Origin of the sequence: Salimicrobium jeotgali, assembly GCF_001685435.2 — a bacterium.
GTDB lineage: Bacteria > Bacillota > Bacilli > Bacillales > Halobacillaceae > Salimicrobium > Salimicrobium album.
This window is the reverse complement of the sequence record NZ_CP011361.2, coordinates 866,182-881,584: the sequence shown is the minus strand read 5'-3', so window position 1 is coordinate 881,584 and position 15,403 is coordinate 866,182. Positions and strand designations below refer to the sequence as shown.

General features: G+C 46.3%; 14 protein-coding genes and 1 other annotated feature. Of the genes, 6 read left to right on the top strand and 8 right to left on the bottom strand.

Translation table 11 applies throughout. The features are described from left to right. The first annotated feature begins 179 nt into the window (after window positions 1–179). Both AAV35_RS04375 and AAV35_RS04370 read left to right on the top strand, forming a co-directional pair. On the top strand, window positions 180–1,697 hold the full coding sequence (locus AAV35_RS04375) for an AbgT family transporter (protein WP_008590872.1): 1,518 nt from the start codon (window positions 180–182) through the stop codon (window positions 1,695–1,697). A gap of 141 nt (window positions 1,698–1,838) precedes the next feature. After that, window positions 1,839–2,999: a DUF4317 family protein gene (locus AAV35_RS04370; RefSeq protein WP_008590870.1), complete on the top strand. Its 1,161-nt coding sequence runs from the start codon at window positions 1,839–1,841 to the stop codon at window positions 2,997–2,999. Between the two features lie 82 nt (window positions 3,000–3,081). Here AAV35_RS04370 and tyrS read toward each other — a convergent pair whose 3' ends face one another. Continuing rightward, window positions 3,082–4,350, bottom strand: a complete 1,269-nt coding sequence (tyrS, locus tag AAV35_RS04365; RefSeq protein ID WP_008590868.1) for a tyrosine--tRNA ligase — start codon at window positions 4,348–4,350, stop codon at window positions 3,082–3,084. 60 nt (window positions 4,351–4,410) lie between these two features. Beyond that, window positions 4,411–4,628 (bottom strand) — a binding site (T-box leader). A 125-nt stretch (window positions 4,629–4,753) separates the two neighbouring features. On the opposite strand from tyrS, the gene AAV35_RS04360 reads away from it, so the two are divergent. The 4 genes from AAV35_RS04360 to AAV35_RS04345 all read left to right on the top strand — a co-directional run bounded on the left by AAV35_RS04360 (window position 4,754) and on the right by AAV35_RS04345 (window position 10,081). Then, complete coding sequence (locus AAV35_RS04360) at window positions 4,754–7,504, top strand: transglycosylase domain-containing protein (protein WP_008590867.1); 2,751 nt, start codon at window positions 4,754–4,756, stop codon at window positions 7,502–7,504. Between the two features lie 115 nt (window positions 7,505–7,619). After that, the gene (locus AAV35_RS04355) at window positions 7,620–8,267 is read left to right on the top strand and encodes a GNAT family N-acetyltransferase (protein WP_008590865.1); all 648 of its coding nucleotides are present in this window, start codon (window positions 7,620–7,622) and stop codon (window positions 8,265–8,267) included. A gap of 3 nt (window positions 8,268–8,270) precedes the next feature. Then, a complete protein-coding gene (locus AAV35_RS04350) occupies window positions 8,271–8,918 on the top strand; it encodes an acetoin utilization AcuB family protein (protein ID WP_008590864.1) in 648 nt (215 codons plus the stop codon). Continuing rightward, window positions 8,915–10,081 (top strand): acetoin utilization protein AcuC, encoded by a 1,167-nt coding sequence (locus AAV35_RS04345; RefSeq protein ID WP_008590862.1) that lies wholly within the window; start codon window positions 8,915–8,917, stop codon window positions 10,079–10,081. Before AAV35_RS04350 ends, AAV35_RS04345 begins: the two co-directional genes overlap by 4 nt. Window positions 10,082–10,116: 35 nt before the next feature. On the opposite strand, the gene motS is transcribed toward AAV35_RS04345, so the two are convergent. The 7 genes from motS to AAV35_RS04310 form a co-directional block, all read right to left on the bottom strand. After that, the gene (gene motS / locus AAV35_RS04340; protein ID WP_008590861.1) at window positions 10,117–10,935 is read right to left on the bottom strand and encodes a flagellar motor protein MotS; all 819 of its coding nucleotides are present in this window, start codon (window positions 10,933–10,935) and stop codon (window positions 10,117–10,119) included. Next, a complete protein-coding gene (gene motP, locus AAV35_RS04335) occupies window positions 10,925–11,755 on the bottom strand; it encodes a flagellar motor protein MotP (protein ID WP_008590858.1) in 831 nt (276 codons plus the stop codon). Before motP ends, motS begins: the two co-directional genes overlap by 11 nt. A 46-nt stretch (window positions 11,756–11,801) precedes the next feature. Next, on the bottom strand, window positions 11,802–12,803 hold the full coding sequence (gene ccpA / locus AAV35_RS04330) for a catabolite control protein A (protein ID WP_008590857.1): 1,002 nt from the start codon (window positions 12,801–12,803) through the stop codon (window positions 11,802–11,804). A gap of 166 nt (window positions 12,804–12,969) precedes the next feature. Next, window positions 12,970–14,046 carry a bifunctional 3-deoxy-7-phosphoheptulonate synthase/chorismate mutase gene (locus AAV35_RS04325; RefSeq protein ID WP_008590854.1) on the bottom strand — a complete coding sequence of 359 codons (1,077 nt, stop codon included), beginning with the start codon at window positions 14,044–14,046 and terminating at the stop codon, window positions 12,970–12,972. A gap of 123 nt (window positions 14,047–14,169) precedes the next feature. Further along, the gene (ytxJ, locus tag AAV35_RS04320) at window positions 14,170–14,490 is read right to left on the bottom strand and encodes a bacillithiol system redox-active protein YtxJ (RefSeq protein ID WP_008590853.1); all 321 of its coding nucleotides are present in this window, start codon (window positions 14,488–14,490) and stop codon (window positions 14,170–14,172) included. 94 nt (window positions 14,491–14,584) lie between these two features. Further along, on the bottom strand, window positions 14,585–14,914 hold the full coding sequence (locus AAV35_RS04315) for a YtxH domain-containing protein (RefSeq protein WP_008590851.1): 330 nt from the start codon (window positions 14,912–14,914) through the stop codon (window positions 14,585–14,587). Between the two features lie 16 nt (window positions 14,915–14,930). Next, window positions 14,931–15,335: a DUF948 domain-containing protein gene (locus AAV35_RS04310; RefSeq protein WP_008590849.1), complete on the bottom strand. Its 405-nt coding sequence runs from the start codon at window positions 15,333–15,335 to the stop codon at window positions 14,931–14,933. Between the last annotated feature and the right edge of the window lie 68 nt (window positions 15,336–15,403).

Genomic DNA, 15,403 nt, shown 5'->3' with positions numbered 1-15,403 from the left:
AAAGGACGTAACAAAGCCTTAAAATACATGACTTGACGCTTAACCGTCAGAGTACTCAAAACGGACACAGCTGTCAAATTATTTCGAAATCGTTCATTGTTCACTTTCTTGACTTTCGTCCGGGCCCCTGTTAAATTTAATCCCTAGTAAAAAGGTAAGTTTAAAAGGAGGTAAAAACATTGAAAAACAATACGGAGAAGCTTTCTCCCTTCCGTAAATTGCTGTTCCGCGCCCTCGACGGAATAGAATGGATAGGAAACAAACTTCCATCCCCTTTGTTGCTGTTTGCAATATTAGCATTTACCGTCATAGTCATATCCGGGATTTTTTCAGGTGTCTCTGTTACGAATCCCACAACATCAGAAGTGGTGGAAGTTAAAAATCTTTTTAGTCTGAACGGACTGGACTACATATTCAACAGTGCAGTCGAGAACTTCATCGCCTTCCCACCTCTTGGCGCTGTCCTTGTTACAATGCTCGGGATCGGGCTGGCTGAGCAGACCGGACTGATTCATTCATCATTGAAAAGCATCGTATTCGGGGTGCCGAACCGGCTCCTGACAGCAGCTCTCGTATTTGCAGGGGTTATGTCCAGCCTTGCGGTGAACGCCGGTTATGTAGTGCTTCCCCCTCTCGGCGCTGTTTTGTTTCTCGGACTTGGGAGACACCCGCTCGCCGGTCTCGCTGCGGCGTTTGCGGGAGTCTCCGGAGGGTTCGGTGCCAATCTGGCACTGACTTCGACCGATGCCATCCTGCAGGAACTTACAGCGGATGCTGCCCGAACAATCGATCCTGCTTATGCAGATACGATTACGGTAACGATGAACTATTTCTTTGCGGCAGCTTCCGTTCTCCTGATAACTGTCATCGGTACGCTCGTCACTGACAAAATCGTCGAGCCCCGTCTCGGTAAATATGAAGGAGAGGAAGAAGAAAACCTGGAAAAACTGACTGTCAGGGAAAAGCGCGGCATGCGCCTGGCAGGGCTCGGATTCCTCGTAACTTTTGCTATTATGGTCTACCTGTCTCTCGGACCGCTCCGGGGCGACGGTGCTTATATCGATTCCCCATTTTTTAACGCTCTTGTTTTTGTCATTTTCGTCCTTTTCTTTGTTCCGGGTCTTATCTACGGTATTGTATCCAAGGAAATACAAAATGATAAAGACCTGACAACACTACTCGGAAAGACGATGGCGAGCATGAGCGGCTACATCGCTCTGGCATTCACGGCGGGACAGTTCATCGCCTATTTCCGTGAAACGAACCTTGGCACGGTCATCGCCTTCAACGGAGCGGAGTTTTTGAAAAACACCGGCTTTACAGGAACAGGACTGATCCTTACTTTTATGGGGATTACCATGCTCGTCAACTTTTTCATCGGCAGTTCCTCAGCCAAATGGACGATTCTCGCCCCTGTATTCGTACCGATTATGATGAATCTGGATTATTCACCGGAGTTTACGACGTTACTGTACAGAATCTCTGACTCTGTCACTAACATGGTAACTCCCTTACTCCTTTATTTTCCTGTCATCATCGCTTTTGCTCAACGTTACGATAAGAAGATAGGTATAGGAACGCTTATCTCCATGATGATTCCGTACTCCGTCGCTTTTCTTCTGGGATGGCTCGTACTCCTTCTGGTATGGGTGCTGCTCGGAATTCCGGTGGGACCGGGAGCTCCTATCTCCTATTAGTTACTGCTATTTCGACCATGGGTCTCGTTCCCATGGTCTTATTTTTCCTTTTGCTCCTCTAAAAAATCTCTTACCGAATTTCCGTACGAAAGGTATAATGGACATTATGCAAAATTCACTGCTTTACAGGAGGGACCATCCATGAATAAAAAAGATATAGCTGCCCTGCGCAGACAGTTGAAAACCGATACCGACCTTTTAAATATCACCGATCTTTTTACGGTGTACATTATGAAAGAAACTTCCGAACCTTTCCACGCTCAGCACCAGGCGTTTGAGATGCTTGAAGAGGACCAGCAGGAGCTGTTCATGCAGAATTTCAAAAAACTCCTCTCCGGGCAGCTGGATGAGAAGCTGTTCGAACTTAAATTCAGACGGGATACCGAGGAACCTACCCAGCTTCTTCTGCACAAGAGTCTGTTGAGTAACGACACGGAGGAGTGGTCGGAGCAGATGCTCGAAATGACCGAAAAAATAATGAAAGAACAGGCCTACGATAAAGACATAGTCATCACCTTCGTAAAAGGCGAGTATTTGAAAACGACGACACCTTCAGCTGAATCCGAAGAAGCCGACCGGGACACGATGCTCTCGAGCCAGTTCATGCTGTGCAGTATTAACCAGACGGACCCCCCGGAAAAAGAAATACAGTTCGACTACATAGAGAAAACGTTCAAATATAAAGTGGACGTCGATCCCGTCATCGATCTGAAGAAACCTCTCGGCGGCTTTCTGTTTCCTGTCATCACGGATGGCACCGGAGATGTGAACAGAGTGCTCTACTCTGCCGGAAAACCGAATGAGCCCGATTCTTTTTTCATGGAAGAAGTTCTTGAGGGGGAAAAAGCAATGACTGCAAAAGAGGATAAAGCAGTCTTTGAAGAAGTCGTCAAAGATGTAGTCGGGGACCGGATGAGTCCTTCGACACTTGCAAGTGTCTACGAAGATATCAATTATACGCTTGAAGGCAGTGAAGAGGATGAATCCCCTAAACTGGATTATCGGGATATAAGGAGCTTCCTAAGCAAGAACGGTCATGAAGTGGAAGAGGAAAAAGTCAAAGAAGCTTTCCACAAAGTGACGGATGAAGAATCCTATGAACTGAAAGCGAGCAGTGTACTTCCGAAGTACAACTCAAAATCGATCAAAATAAGTACGAAAGTGGCGAACATATCCGTCAGTCCTCAGGATCTTCCGCACGTAAGGCAGGTTAACCGGAACGGCAAACGCTACATTATGATCGAAGTGGAGGAGGATGCAGAGATCTCCGGGTTCAAGATGCTTCCGGAGGATATCGAATAAAAAACACATCAAAAAGCGGGTGATATGGAGAGAATGTCCATACCACCCGCTTTTCTTTTATTTCCGTAAGGTACGCATCTTTTTATTTATACTCGATGAAAAAGTATTTTTTCTTACCTCGGCGGATGATCGTATATTTGCCTTCGATTTTGTCCGCTTCTCCGAGTTCATGACCTACTTCCTGATTTCTTTCTCCGTTGATATAAATCGCCCCGTTGGAAATATCTTCACGGGCCTGGCGCTTCGAGGAAGAAATACCCGCTTCGACGAGCAGTTCCACCAGTCGTTTCCCGTCTTCTTCCACCGTGTACCCTGGAACACCTTTGAAACCCTGTTCAATTTCTCCGGCGTTCAGTGATTTGATATCTCCGCTGAACAAAGCTTCTGTAATCCTCTGAGCCTGTTCGAGCGCAGTTTCGTCGTGAACAATTCTGGTCATTTCCTCGGCCAGCCGTTTATGAGCTGTCCGTTGTTCCGGTCGTTCCTGTACTTCCCGTTCAAGTTCTTCTATTTCATCGAAATCAAGGAAGGTGAAGAAATGAAGGAATTTAATAACGTCTCTGTCGTCCACGTTAACCCAGAACTGGTAAAATTCGTAAGGACTCGTTTTCTCAGGATCGAGCCAGATAGCGCCGCCGGCCGTTTTACCGAATTTTGAACCGTCCGCTTTCGTAATGAGCGGCATCGTCATGCCATAGGCTTCCACTTCCTGTTCTCCCGCTGCCGAGCGGCGTAACAGTTCAAGACCTGCAGTAATATTTCCCCACTGGTCACTTCCTCCGAGCTGGAGGGTACAGTTTTCCTTTTCGTAAAGTTTCTGGAAATCCAGGGACTGTAAAATCATGTAGGAGAATTCTGTATAGCTGATACCGGCTTCGATCCGGGACTCCACCGCATCTTTTGCCAGCATATAGTTGACACCGAAGTGTTTCCCCGTATCACGTAAGAAATCTATGATCGTCATTTCCGATAACCACTCGTGGTTGTTTCTCGCTACGGCAGCATTCTCCCCTTCATCAAAATTAAGGATTCCCGCCATCTGATTTTCGATTTTTTTACTGAAACCTTTCACGGTTTCCTCGGAGTTCAGCTGTCTCTCTGTAGAACGTCCGCTCGGGTCCCCTATCATACCGGTACCGCCGCCGACAAGAGCAATCGGCCGGTGTCCCGCTTTCTGAAAACGTTTCAGCATGAGAATCGGGAGCAGATGCCCGATATGGAGACTGTCGGCCGTAGGATCGAATCCACAGTAGAGCGTTACCTGGTTCTCACTTAAGTGCTTCCGCAATCCCTCTTCATCTGTAACCTGATTGACCAGGCCTCTTTTGGACAAATTGTCTAAAATATGCATACGTTTCACCCCTGTAAATAAATTTTTTCCTGCATTAAAAAAGACCTCTGTCTCCTTACGGAAAGGGACGAGGTCTTAACGGTCGCGGTACCACCCTGGTTGCACTTATGTGCCACTTCATTTATATAACGGCTGCAAATACATGCAACCGTCCTCTGATTCACACCAGAAGATGCTCCCGGACGTAATTCAGTTCTGAACCTCTGTCGATTCTCACCAGCCATCGACTCTCTGTGTAGAAGTGCGCAGAACCTACTGCAACCGTTCATAGCTTTAACAGATTTAATTATGTATCATTTTTATCATACATTGTTCTTGAAAGCAATTATTTCTTTCGGCTCTCATGCATCTGATATTACGGATATGATATAATTGGCAGTGTCATTTTAGGAGGTCACCAATCATGAAGTGGAACAGGGATACTATTCGAAAACGCTGGGAAGACGGCACTATTTTTAAGTATACACGAATTACATATGATGTTTTATGGAACGTTTTACTATTTTTTATTATCGTCGGAATTATAGGTGTATTTTTTGTTGGAGGGGTAGGTGCCGGTTATTTCGCTTCTCTCGTTGAGGATGAACCTGTACGGAGCGAAGAGGAACTGGCCTCCAATCTGTATAATTATGAAGAAACCTCACAGCTTTATTTTACGAACGATCAACTGCTCGGGGACGTTCAATCTGATTTATACCGGGAGGAAGTGCAGCTCGATAACGTCAGTGATCACCTTACGTCAGCCGTGCTTGCAACGGAGGATGAGAATTTCAGAGAACATAACGGGATTGTGCCAAAAGCTCTGTTACGGGCTGTCGTGCAGCAGGTAACCAATTCCAGTACCAAAACCGGAGGAAGCACCCTGACGCAGCAGCTGGTCAAAAACCAGATTCTTACAAATGAAGTCTCTTTTGAAAGAAAAGCAAAAGAAGTTATGAACGCACTGCGTGTGGAACAATTCTTCGATAAAGATCAGATTCTTGAAGCTTATATGAATATCGTACCTTTCGGCCGGAACGCAAACGGCCAGAATATTGCAGGCGTCCAAAGTGCTGCCCGTGGAATTTTCGGAGTAGACGCCGGGGAGCTCTCCATTCCGCAGGCCGCTTTCATAGCCGGGCTCCCTCAGAACCCTTTCGGTTATACTCCTTTTAAAAACTCCGGCGGTGTAAAGGAAGAGGAAGGGCTCCAGCCTGGCCTGAACAGAATGGAAGAAGTACTTGAACGTATGCACGAAAAAGGACATATCACAGAAAGTGAATATGAAAAAGCACTTGCCTATGATCTGAAATCCAATCTCGCCTCTCCGAAACCTTTACCAAGTTCCGACTACCCTTTCCTGACACGTGAAATCAAAGTAAGGGCCGGAGAAATTCTGAAAGAGCAGCTGGCCAAGAAAGATGGTCTTACGATGGAAGATCTGGAAAATGATAATCAGTTGATGGAAGAGTACACTACTCTGGCCGACCGTCGCCTGTCCTCGGGCGGTCTGAAAGTACACACTACGATCGACAAAGAAGTCTATGATGTCATGCAGCGGGTGAAGAATAATTATAATAACTACGACACATGGCGGACTATCCCTGTGGAGGATCCGGAAACTGGGGAGATCAGTGAGAAAGAAATCCCGGTGGAAGTCGGAAGTATCCTCCAGGAAAACTCTTCCGGTGCTATCCGCGGATTCATTGCAGGTCGCGACTTTGACGTTCAGCAGCTGAACCATGCTACGCAGGCAAGACGTTCGAACGGGAGTACGATGAAACCGCTGCTCGTCTACGGGCCGGGTTTTGATCTGGGAGCCCTGCAGCCGGGATCAGTACTGGCAGATGTGCCGTACAAGTACCCGAATAAAAATACAAGTGTAGACAACTATGCCGGAGGGTATCACGGACTTGTTTCCGCCCGGCAGGCGCTGGCCAATTCCTGGAACGTCCCGACGGTCAAAGCTTACAGTGAATTCGTCGATCAGAACCCTGCAGACAATTACTTGCGAAAAATGGGCTTTGAAGCGATTACCGCTGAAGATGCCGAAAACTTATCGACCTCTTTAGGATCCACCATCAATGGAGTTACGGTGGAAGAAAATACGAACGGTTTCGCTACATTCGGAAATATGGGTTCGTATACTGATGCTTATATGATTGACGAAATAGTTACTAAAGAAGGTGATACACTTTATAAGCATAAAAATGAGTCGACAGAAGTGTTCAGTGAACAGGCCTCCTACCTCACGATAGATGTTCTGCGTGACGTTTTCGATTACGGTACGGCCGATGATGTGAAGAGTCAGCTTACAAACCCGGGTGTAGACTGGGCCGGGAAGACAGGAACTTCGCAAAATTACAAAGATGCATGGTTTGTAGCCACCAACCCTAACGTAACCATAAGTATGTGGATGGGATATGACCGCAAAGAAAGCCTGAACAGTAATGGCTACAGTGACCGAAACAACAGTTTGTGGGCCGATGTCGTGAATGCGGTAACGGAAATCCGGCCGGATCTCATGGCTCCTGAACAGCGTTTTGAACAGCCTGCCGGCATCGTGGAGAAATCTTACTGTGCCACTTCGGGCCTTTTAACTTCCGAACTGTGTTCCTCCGTCGGTCTTTCCAAGAGCGATCTTTATATCAAGGAGCATGCCCCTACAGAAGAAGATGACAGTTTGACAGAAGGGGACTTCACAGAGATAAAAGGAGACCTCGTAGCTGCCGGGGATGATACACCGGAGGAATTCATCACGAGCGAGGGAGACGGGGTCAGTCTGAAACCCCAGTTCCTTAAAAATAATGGCTACGATAACGAAAAGACGCTTGAGCACCTGATCCCGGACAGGGAAGAATGGTCAAATGTTTCCCTCCCTCCCGAAAGTGAAGCAGGAGTCGGAGAGGATATAACTAACGACGGACAGCCCCCTTCTTCTCCCGGAAATCTCCGCTTGCAGGGGAACACTATCAGCTGGAGAAGTTCCCCGAGCGATGATGTAGTCGGTTACAGAATATACCGCGCAGGGTCACCGGGTGGAAACTTCTCCAAAACCGGGAGCACCGGCTCCACTTCCATGGACCTCTCCGGTACCTCCGGAGTTTACGCCGTAAGAGCAGTAGATTACTACGGACAGGAATCAGGATTATCTGAAACCGTAACTGCCGAATAGTCCTGTATTGCCCGTCAGAAGTGAATAGCCGTTTGAAAAGGAGTTACTCTTTTCAAACGGCTATTTTATAGGTAATATGGTAGTAGCATGAAATATTTTTACAGGCGGTGGATATGTGGAACATACAAAGTCATTTTTTCAGAGGAATGTGAAAACGGATACAAATGACCTGATAATTGAAGGTCCTCTTACATCCGATGAGCTCTCCCAATATTCATTCCATGACCAGTTAACTGCTTTTCGTCCCCCCAAAAAACAGTTCGAAGCGATAAAAGGAATAGCTAATCTTCCGGAGGGAAGAATTATTGTGGCCCGTTTTGAAGGTACAATCGTCGGCTATGTCACCTATCTTCATCCAGATCCTCTGGAACGCTGGGCCGAAGGGAAAATGGAAAACCTCATTGAGCTCGGCGCTATTGAGGTGATCCCGGGTTTTCGCGGATACAGAGTCGGTTCCCAGCTTATAGAAGTATCCATGCTTGATGAATATATGGAAAACTACATTATCATTTCCACGGAATACTACTGGCACTGGGACCTGAAAAGCACAGGACTCAGTATATGGCAGTACCGGAAAGTGATGGAAAAGATGATGGGAGCCGGGGGCCTTACGCCCGCTCCGACAGACGATCCCGAAATCATATCCCATCCTGCCAATTGTCTAATGGTCCGCATAGGAAAAAACGTCAGCGGATCCGATGTGGATAAGTTCGACCATTTGCGTTTCCTTACGAAACATCAGTATTCAAACAGGAGGTCCTGACCAATGCTCGTTGAAGAAATGATGACTACTGAAGTTCATACGCTTACTACGGAAGATACTATAGAAGATGCACTTAAAACCCTCAACACCCATCAGATCCGTCACATTCCAATCGTCGATGAAGACATGTACGTCGTCGGTATCGTTTCCGACCGGGACGTAAGAGATGCCAGTCCTTCAGTATTTGAGCGTGATTCCGACCTCAGCGAACTTTCCAACAGTCTGGGAAGCATTATGACTACCGAAGTCATTACCGTACATCCGCTCGGCTTTATCGAAGAGGTTGCAAATATCTTCTATGATAATGAAATCGCCTGCGTTCCCGTCACCAGAAATAATAAACTGGTCGGAATAATCACAGAAAAAGATCTTCTTTATACGCTCATCCAGCTTACGGGGACGAATGTGCAGAGTTCCCAAATCGAAGTCAAGGTACCCAACCGGCCCGGCATGCTGCCCGGTGTAGTGAATATCGTAGGAAAGAGAAAACTGAACCTCACTTCCATTCTCGTTTATCCATACAAACCCGACAGCAACTACAAAGTCGTGGTCTTCAGAGTCCAGACGATGAATCCGTATCCGATGATCGAAGACTTAAGAAATTCGGAATATGAGGTACTCTGGCCGAAGGAACCGGGGATGTCCCAATGAGCTGTTCATCCAAATTCGTATATTCCAAAGATTACGCCACTTACCGCTTTAGTGATGATCATCCTTTCAACCAGATGAGAGTAGAGCTCACCTACGATCTGCTGAAGGACTCCGGGGCGCTTAAGGATGAGGATATCGTTTCCCCGCGCTATGCCACGGAAGAAGAGCTTGCTCTTTTTCACAGCCGGGAGTATATTGAAGCTGTGAAAAAAGCGAGCGTCGGCGACCTCTCCGAAGAAGAGGGATTCGAATTCGGTATAGGTACGGAAGACACTCCCATATTTAAAGGGATGCACGAGGCTTCTTCACTGATAGTGGGAAGTACGCTTTCGGCTATCGATGAAGTGATGCAAGGACGTACCGATCATTCCCTTAACCTGGGGGGCGGCCTTCACCATGGTTTCGAACGAAGAGCCTCCGGTTTCTGCATATATAACGACGGCGCCGTAGGGATTAAATATTTACAGAAGAAATACAATCAGCGGGTAATGTATGTGGATACCGATGCACATCACGGAGATGGAGTGCAGTGGGCATTTTACGGAGATCCGGATATCTGTACCTTTTCTATACATGAAACAGGAAGGTATCTTTTCCCCGGTACCGGATATGTCAATGAACGTGGACTGAAAGAGGGTTACGGCTATGCATTCAACTTACCGATTGACGCGTTTACAGAAGACGAATCTTTTTTAGACGTATATGAATCCGCTTTCAAAAAAATCGCTGCATATTTCAAACCGGATATCATCGTTTCCCAGAATGGTGCGGACGCTCATTTTTATGACCCGCTCACACACCTCTGTTCAACGATGAAAATATACGAACGTATCCCTGCCCTTACCCATGAACTCGCTCATAAACACTGCGGAGGGAAATGGGTAGCTCTCGGGGGCGGAGGATATGATATATGGAGAGTAGTGCCTCGGGCCTGGGCGCAGCTATGGAAAGTGATGAAGGACCAGGCTCCTTTCCAGGGAGAACTCCCGGCAGCATGGCTGGAAAAATGGGAACCGGAAGCTCCTTTCTCTCTTCCGCACACGTGGCACGATCCCGACGGCTCCTACAAAAAGATTCCGAGAAAACCGGAAATAACCGAAAAGAATGCCAAAACACTGAAAGCCGCCATGCAGTTCATCAATAATCAGATTCACTATAATTGAACTATCCAGTCATGAAAAACAGGCATCTCCGTTCCTCAGGATGAGGACAGGGATGCCTGTTCATTCTTTTCATATTCGGACTCCAGAATTACGATTTCAACTCTTCTGTTCTTTCTCCAGTTCTCTTTTGAATTGTTCTCGACGACCGGACGGGTGGAACCGTACCCTACCGCTGTAAACCGGCCGGATTCAAGTCTCGGATCATTATTCTGCAAATAGCGTATCACACTTCCGGCTCTCGCTCCGGAGAGTTCCCAATTCGAGGGGAACTTCGCCGTCGCAATCGGACGATCATCCGTGTGTCCTTCCACTCGTACATGGTTAGGCACCTGTATCAGCAGGTCCCGCAGCTTTCCGAGGAAAGGGCGGCCGGATTCCAGTATTGAAGCTTCTCCACTTTCAAACAGCACTTGTTCCTGCAGAACGAGAACCACTCCCTTATTCGTGCGTTCGGCTGAAATAATGTCTTTAAGACTATTTTTTTCAAGAAATTCCTGCACTTCCTGCATAAGCTCATCCAGTTGTTGCGCTTCTTCTTTCTCTATCTCCTCTTCCGGTTCCGATGTTATCTCGGGCACATCGATCGGTTCATCGAAATCACTGCGATCATCACCATTTTCACGGACTTCAGTGCGGTCGGTAGGATTTTTGCTTTCCACCGGCGAGGGCATAAAGTCGAATATCATACGATTCTTGAAAGATTCTGCGACGGAATCGAACTTCACTTCACTGATCTGTGACATGGAAAACAATAATACGAAGAATACAAGGATGAGCGTAATCATATCTGCGTATGTAGTCATCCATTTGGGCGACCCTTTTTCCACTTTGGCCTTTCGTTTTCTATGCTTCATTGGCCGCATCCTTCGGCATTTCCTGTTCCTGTGCTTCCTTGGAAGCCATTTTTTCTTTTTCTTCCTCCGATAGAAAAGCACTCAGTTTTTCTTCCAGAATTTTCGGGTTCTGTCCGGACTGTACACCGATAATACCTTCGGTGATTATCTGCTTTTTGAAGATTTCCTGATCGGTTTTGTTTTCGAGTTTCCCGGCCATAGGTAAAAAAACAAGGTTTGCAAGAACTGTACCGTACAGTGTCGTCAAAAGGGCCACCGCCATTTGAGGACCGAGCGTAGCGGGATCATTCAAACTCTCCAGCATGAGGATAAGGCCGATCAACGTACCTATCATCCCCCAGGCCGGGGCGTATTCTCCGGCTTTTTCTACGATCGCACGACCTCTCTGGTGACGTTCCTCGACCGCACTCACTTCGGCACTCATGATTTCGTTTACCAGTTCAGGTTCTATTCCGTCCACAGACATCAATATTCCTTTTCTTATAAAAGGGTCTTCGATGTTCTCCGCTTCCGCTTCCAAAGCCAGAAGTCCCTCGCGCCGAGCTCTGTCGGATAATTTAACAAACAGCTTTATCAGTTCGGGCAAATCCATGGAATCCTTGTTGAAGGACATGCGAATGGCTTTATAAGCCAGTTTCATTTCTCCCAGGTTAAAGTTCACGAACAGGGCGGCAAGGGTTCCGCCAAGAACAATAAACACAGAGGTAGCCTGAATGAACGACTTCAGCCCTCCTATCCCGCCGTTGACCGTGATTCCGACCATAATCATAATGAAACCTAACGTAATACCTATCGGAGTCAATATATCTTTTTTGTTCATACTGCTCTCTCCTCAACGAACGATGTGACTTATACTTTATATATCGTCACTTTTTTTGATTCGTTGAGTTTCTTTCAATGATTCTGTGAGGAAGGATCACATTCGTATCCTCCGCCTGTTCTTTGTTCATCAATTTCGTCAGAAGCCTCATCGACACGGCTCCAATATCATACATCGGCTGTACAATAGTAGATAACGTAGGACGGATCATCGTTGCAAGTCTGGTATTATCAAAGCCGATCACTTCGATATCTTCCGGTACGCTGATACCTTTGTCCTGAAAACCATGGATGACACCGAGAGCCATTTCATCGGAAGCTACGAATACTCCGCCCGGACGTTCTTCGAGAGCGATAATCTGTTCAGCCGCTTCCAGACCCGAATCATACGAATAATCACCCAGTACGAGGAGTTCATCATCGACGCCCTGGTTATAATCTTTCAATGCGCGTTTATAACCTTCCAGTTTTTTCGTGTTTATGGACGTATTATCCGGTCCTGAAACGTAAGCTACTCTTTTACTGGTGGAAAGCAGATGTTCAGTAGCTTCATAAGCTGCGTCGCCGTAGTCGATGTTTACAGAAGGAGTCTCTTCACTTTCGTCGAGCGTCGCCGCCAGCGTAACCGGTACAGAAGCTCTCCGGAACTCCTCTGTATGTTCCTCTGTTATATCTCCTCCCATGAAGATGAGACCATCCACCTGCTTGCCGAGCATTGTATTGATCAGATGAAGTTCTTTATCTTTGTTCTGGTCGGAGTTGCTCAAAATAATATTATAATTATACATCGTCGCAATATCTTCGATCCCTCTGGCCAGTTCAGCGAAAAAGATGCTGGAAATATCCGGTATGATCACTCCTACCGTAGTCGTCTTCTTACTGGCCAGCCCTCTGGCTACGGCATTCGGTCGATAACCGAGACGTTCAATCGCTTCATGGACCTTCTTTCTTGTAGCCGGTTTCACGTTAGGGTTACCATTTACGACCCTGGACACAGTAGCCATGGATACATTGGCTTCCCGTGCCACATCATATATTGTTACATTCATGTTCATTTCCTCCTCTAAAACTGCTTTTAAAACTACTATACCCTATTAATTAATCTTAATAATCATACGATATTTAAGAAAAACCTGCAATTCATGTCTTCCCATTCATTATAACGAAACCGGTACAATTTAAAAAGCCAGGCTGTTAACCTGACTTTTTGTAAATTTATGATTTCACCGGTTGCTGCTTATTTATTTCATTAATGAAAGATTCGAATGTAGGGATATCCATCTGCTGGGCAGAATCTGAAAGCGCCACTGCCGGGTCAGGGTGAACTTCAGCCATTATACCATCTGCTCCGATTGCGATTGCAGCTCTTGCAGTCGGCAGCAACAAATCTCTCCGGCCTGTTGAGTGCGTTACGTCCACAAGAACAGGCAGGTGAGTCTCCTGTTTCAAAATAGGAACCGCTGAAATGTCCAGCGTATTACGGGTAGCTTTCTCGTATGTGCGTATTCCGCGTTCACACAGGATGATCTGGTCATTACCCCGGGAGATGATGTACTCAGCCGCATTGATGAACTCAGAGATAGTAGCTGACATACCGCGCTTCAGAAGAACCGGCTTCTTAACGGCACCTGCCGCTTTCAGAAGTTCGAAGTTCTGCATATTGCGGGCACCGATTTGAATGACATCAATGTAGTCTACGGCTTTCTCTATATCGGCGGGATTGACTATTTCCGAAATTACGGCGAGACCTTCCTCATCTGCCACGCGTTTAAGAATTTGCAGTCCTTCTTCACCGAGGCCCTGGAAATCGTAAGGCGAAGTACGTGGTTTGTATGCACCGCCCCTGAGCAGTTTACCACCCTGTTTTTTTACGGCCTGCGCTACTTCCTTGACCTGTTCGTAACTCTCCACCGAGCACGGGCCGAATACGTGGGTCAGCTCTCCGGCTCCGACTTTTTCCCCTTTGATATTCACAACAGTGTCCTCGGCTTTGTTCTTACGTGACACCAGCAGAGCCTTCCGGTGATCGTCTTCCTGAAGCTCAAGGCTCGCTTTGAAAATCTCTTTGAAAAGCTGCGTTACTGTAGAATTCTCGAAAGGACCTTCGTTGTTCTCCACTATTTTGTCAAGCATTGCTCTCTCACGCACGGGGTCAAAACGATTCATACCCTGCTGCTCTTTCACTTCTCCTATACTCTTTACCAGATCACCGCGTTTACTTATTAAATTCAATAGCTCTACGTTTACATCATCCAGTTCATTACGTAATTGATCGAGTTGTTGGTTACTCATCGTTAGTCCCCCTTATTCCTTCATAAAAAATTACCTCTTATTGATAATTAGGGCAATTATAGCTGAATTATTTTGAATTGTCACCCTTATTAAAGAAATTCATCATAGTTAACAGATATATGTTCAGGAAATGACCGCCTTATCCAGGTTCTCCTTCGTAATATCAAAGTGTGTCGCATCCCATTCTACCGATCCATCCTTTATATAAAAAGCCTGTGGGGATTCATGGGAGATTTTCAACTCCTCAGCTGCAAACTGGGATACATCCCTTGCTTCCTGAATAGGGATGAAGTACACCGGAGTATCGGAAGAACGTTCAAAGTTCTCTGCTTCCCCTTTTGCAGATGCGCTTATAGGGCATGTAAGACTGTGTTTCAATAGTATAAATTCTTCCTCGCTCTTCAATAATTCTTTTAGTTGCTGAATAGATTTTACTGTTTCCATCTGTAATCTCCTCCCGTTTCTGCAATCATAATTTTCCTTTCCCCTTATCATAGAAGAAAAAAAGGCGAGGGAGCAAGCCCTCGCCTTCCTGAAATTAATTGGATTGTCCTTTTTCCTGTTCCTGCTCAAGTTCGCGGGCTGCTTCTTCGATTGCTTCCGCAACCTCCTGGGCAGCTTGTTCAGCTTCTTTTTCGTCGGAGTTCCCCTGTACTTTCTCTTTAACTTTAGAACTGAGGTCCTGAGTAGTCGAAGCTGCTTTTTCTTTCCATACTCCTGAATTTTCGTTAAGATCTTCACGAAGTTCCTTGCCTGATTTAGGAGCTACGAACAATGCAGTAGCCGCACCTATAAGCACTCCTATAATCGTTCCCAATATAAAATCTTTGCTGTTCCCCTGGTTCTGATTCTGTTTCTCTTTTGCCATTTGTCAACATCCTCCTTTAAATATTATACTTCTTCGTAATTCCCCATACGTCAAGCACTGCATGAACCCAGCCAAAAACTTCATTGACTTCCTGTGAGTCTGCACGGACGTTGGACGTCGGGACGTCACTGAGCGCTTTATCGAAATCATCCTTTTTGCTGGCAGGAGTCTTGATCTGCGCTATCGTTTCATCCAGAAGTTCTTTATGGTTGTTCAGCTTCTCAGTCAGGGATTCACCTTTTTCCTGAAGAGTAGTGACACCGGTAGTGATTCCTTCCGTACGTTCCTGAACTCCTTCTACCGTCTCGTTCGCCTGATTCATCGTTTTCTTAACGGTGGAGATAGTCTTCACAGCGTAAACTGCGAGTACAATCAAAGCCAATACTGCGACTCCGATCGCAACATAAGTGAGAATATCCATAATTTCCACCCCTCTTTTCTTATGTAGATAGTACTTATATCTACTACCCTTCCATAAGCGCAATTAAA

What these genes read in the sequence shown, in the direction of transcription:
- AAV35_RS04370 (WP_008590870.1), top strand. Translation starts at nt 1,839, where the DNA reads ATGAATAAAAAAGATATAGCTGCCCTGCGCAGACAGTTGAAAACCGAT.
- tyrS (WP_008590868.1), bottom strand. Translation starts at nt 4,350, where the DNA reads ATGCATATTTTAGACAATTTGTCCAAAAGAGGCCTGGTCAATCAGGTT.
- AAV35_RS04360 (WP_008590867.1), top strand. Translation starts at nt 4,754, where the DNA reads ATGAAGTGGAACAGGGATACTATTCGAAAACGCTGGGAAGACGGCACT.
- AAV35_RS04350 (WP_008590864.1), top strand. Translation starts at nt 8,271, where the DNA reads ATGCTCGTTGAAGAAATGATGACTACTGAAGTTCATACGCTTACTACG.
- AAV35_RS04345 (WP_008590862.1), top strand. Translation starts at nt 8,915, where the DNA reads ATGAGCTGTTCATCCAAATTCGTATATTCCAAAGATTACGCCACTTAC.
- motS (WP_008590861.1), bottom strand. Translation starts at nt 10,935, where the DNA reads ATGAAGCATAGAAAACGAAAGGCCAAAGTGGAAAAAGGGTCGCCCAAA.
- motP (WP_008590858.1), bottom strand. Translation starts at nt 11,755, where the DNA reads ATGAACAAAAAAGATATATTGACTCCGATAGGTATTACGTTAGGTTTC.
- ccpA (WP_008590857.1), bottom strand. Translation starts at nt 12,803, where the DNA reads ATGAATGTAACAATATATGATGTGGCACGGGAAGCCAATGTATCCATG.
- AAV35_RS04325 (WP_008590854.1), bottom strand. Translation starts at nt 14,046, where the DNA reads ATGAGTAACCAACAACTCGATCAATTACGTAATGAACTGGATGATGTA.
- ytxJ (WP_008590853.1), bottom strand. Translation starts at nt 14,490, where the DNA reads ATGGAAACAGTAAAATCTATTCAGCAACTAAAAGAATTATTGAAGAGC.
- AAV35_RS04315 (WP_008590851.1), bottom strand. Translation starts at nt 14,914, where the DNA reads ATGGCAAAAGAGAAACAGAATCAGAACCAGGGGAACAGCAAAGATTTT.
- AAV35_RS04310 (WP_008590849.1), bottom strand. Translation starts at nt 15,335, where the DNA reads ATGGATATTCTCACTTATGTTGCGATCGGAGTCGCAGTATTGGCTTTG.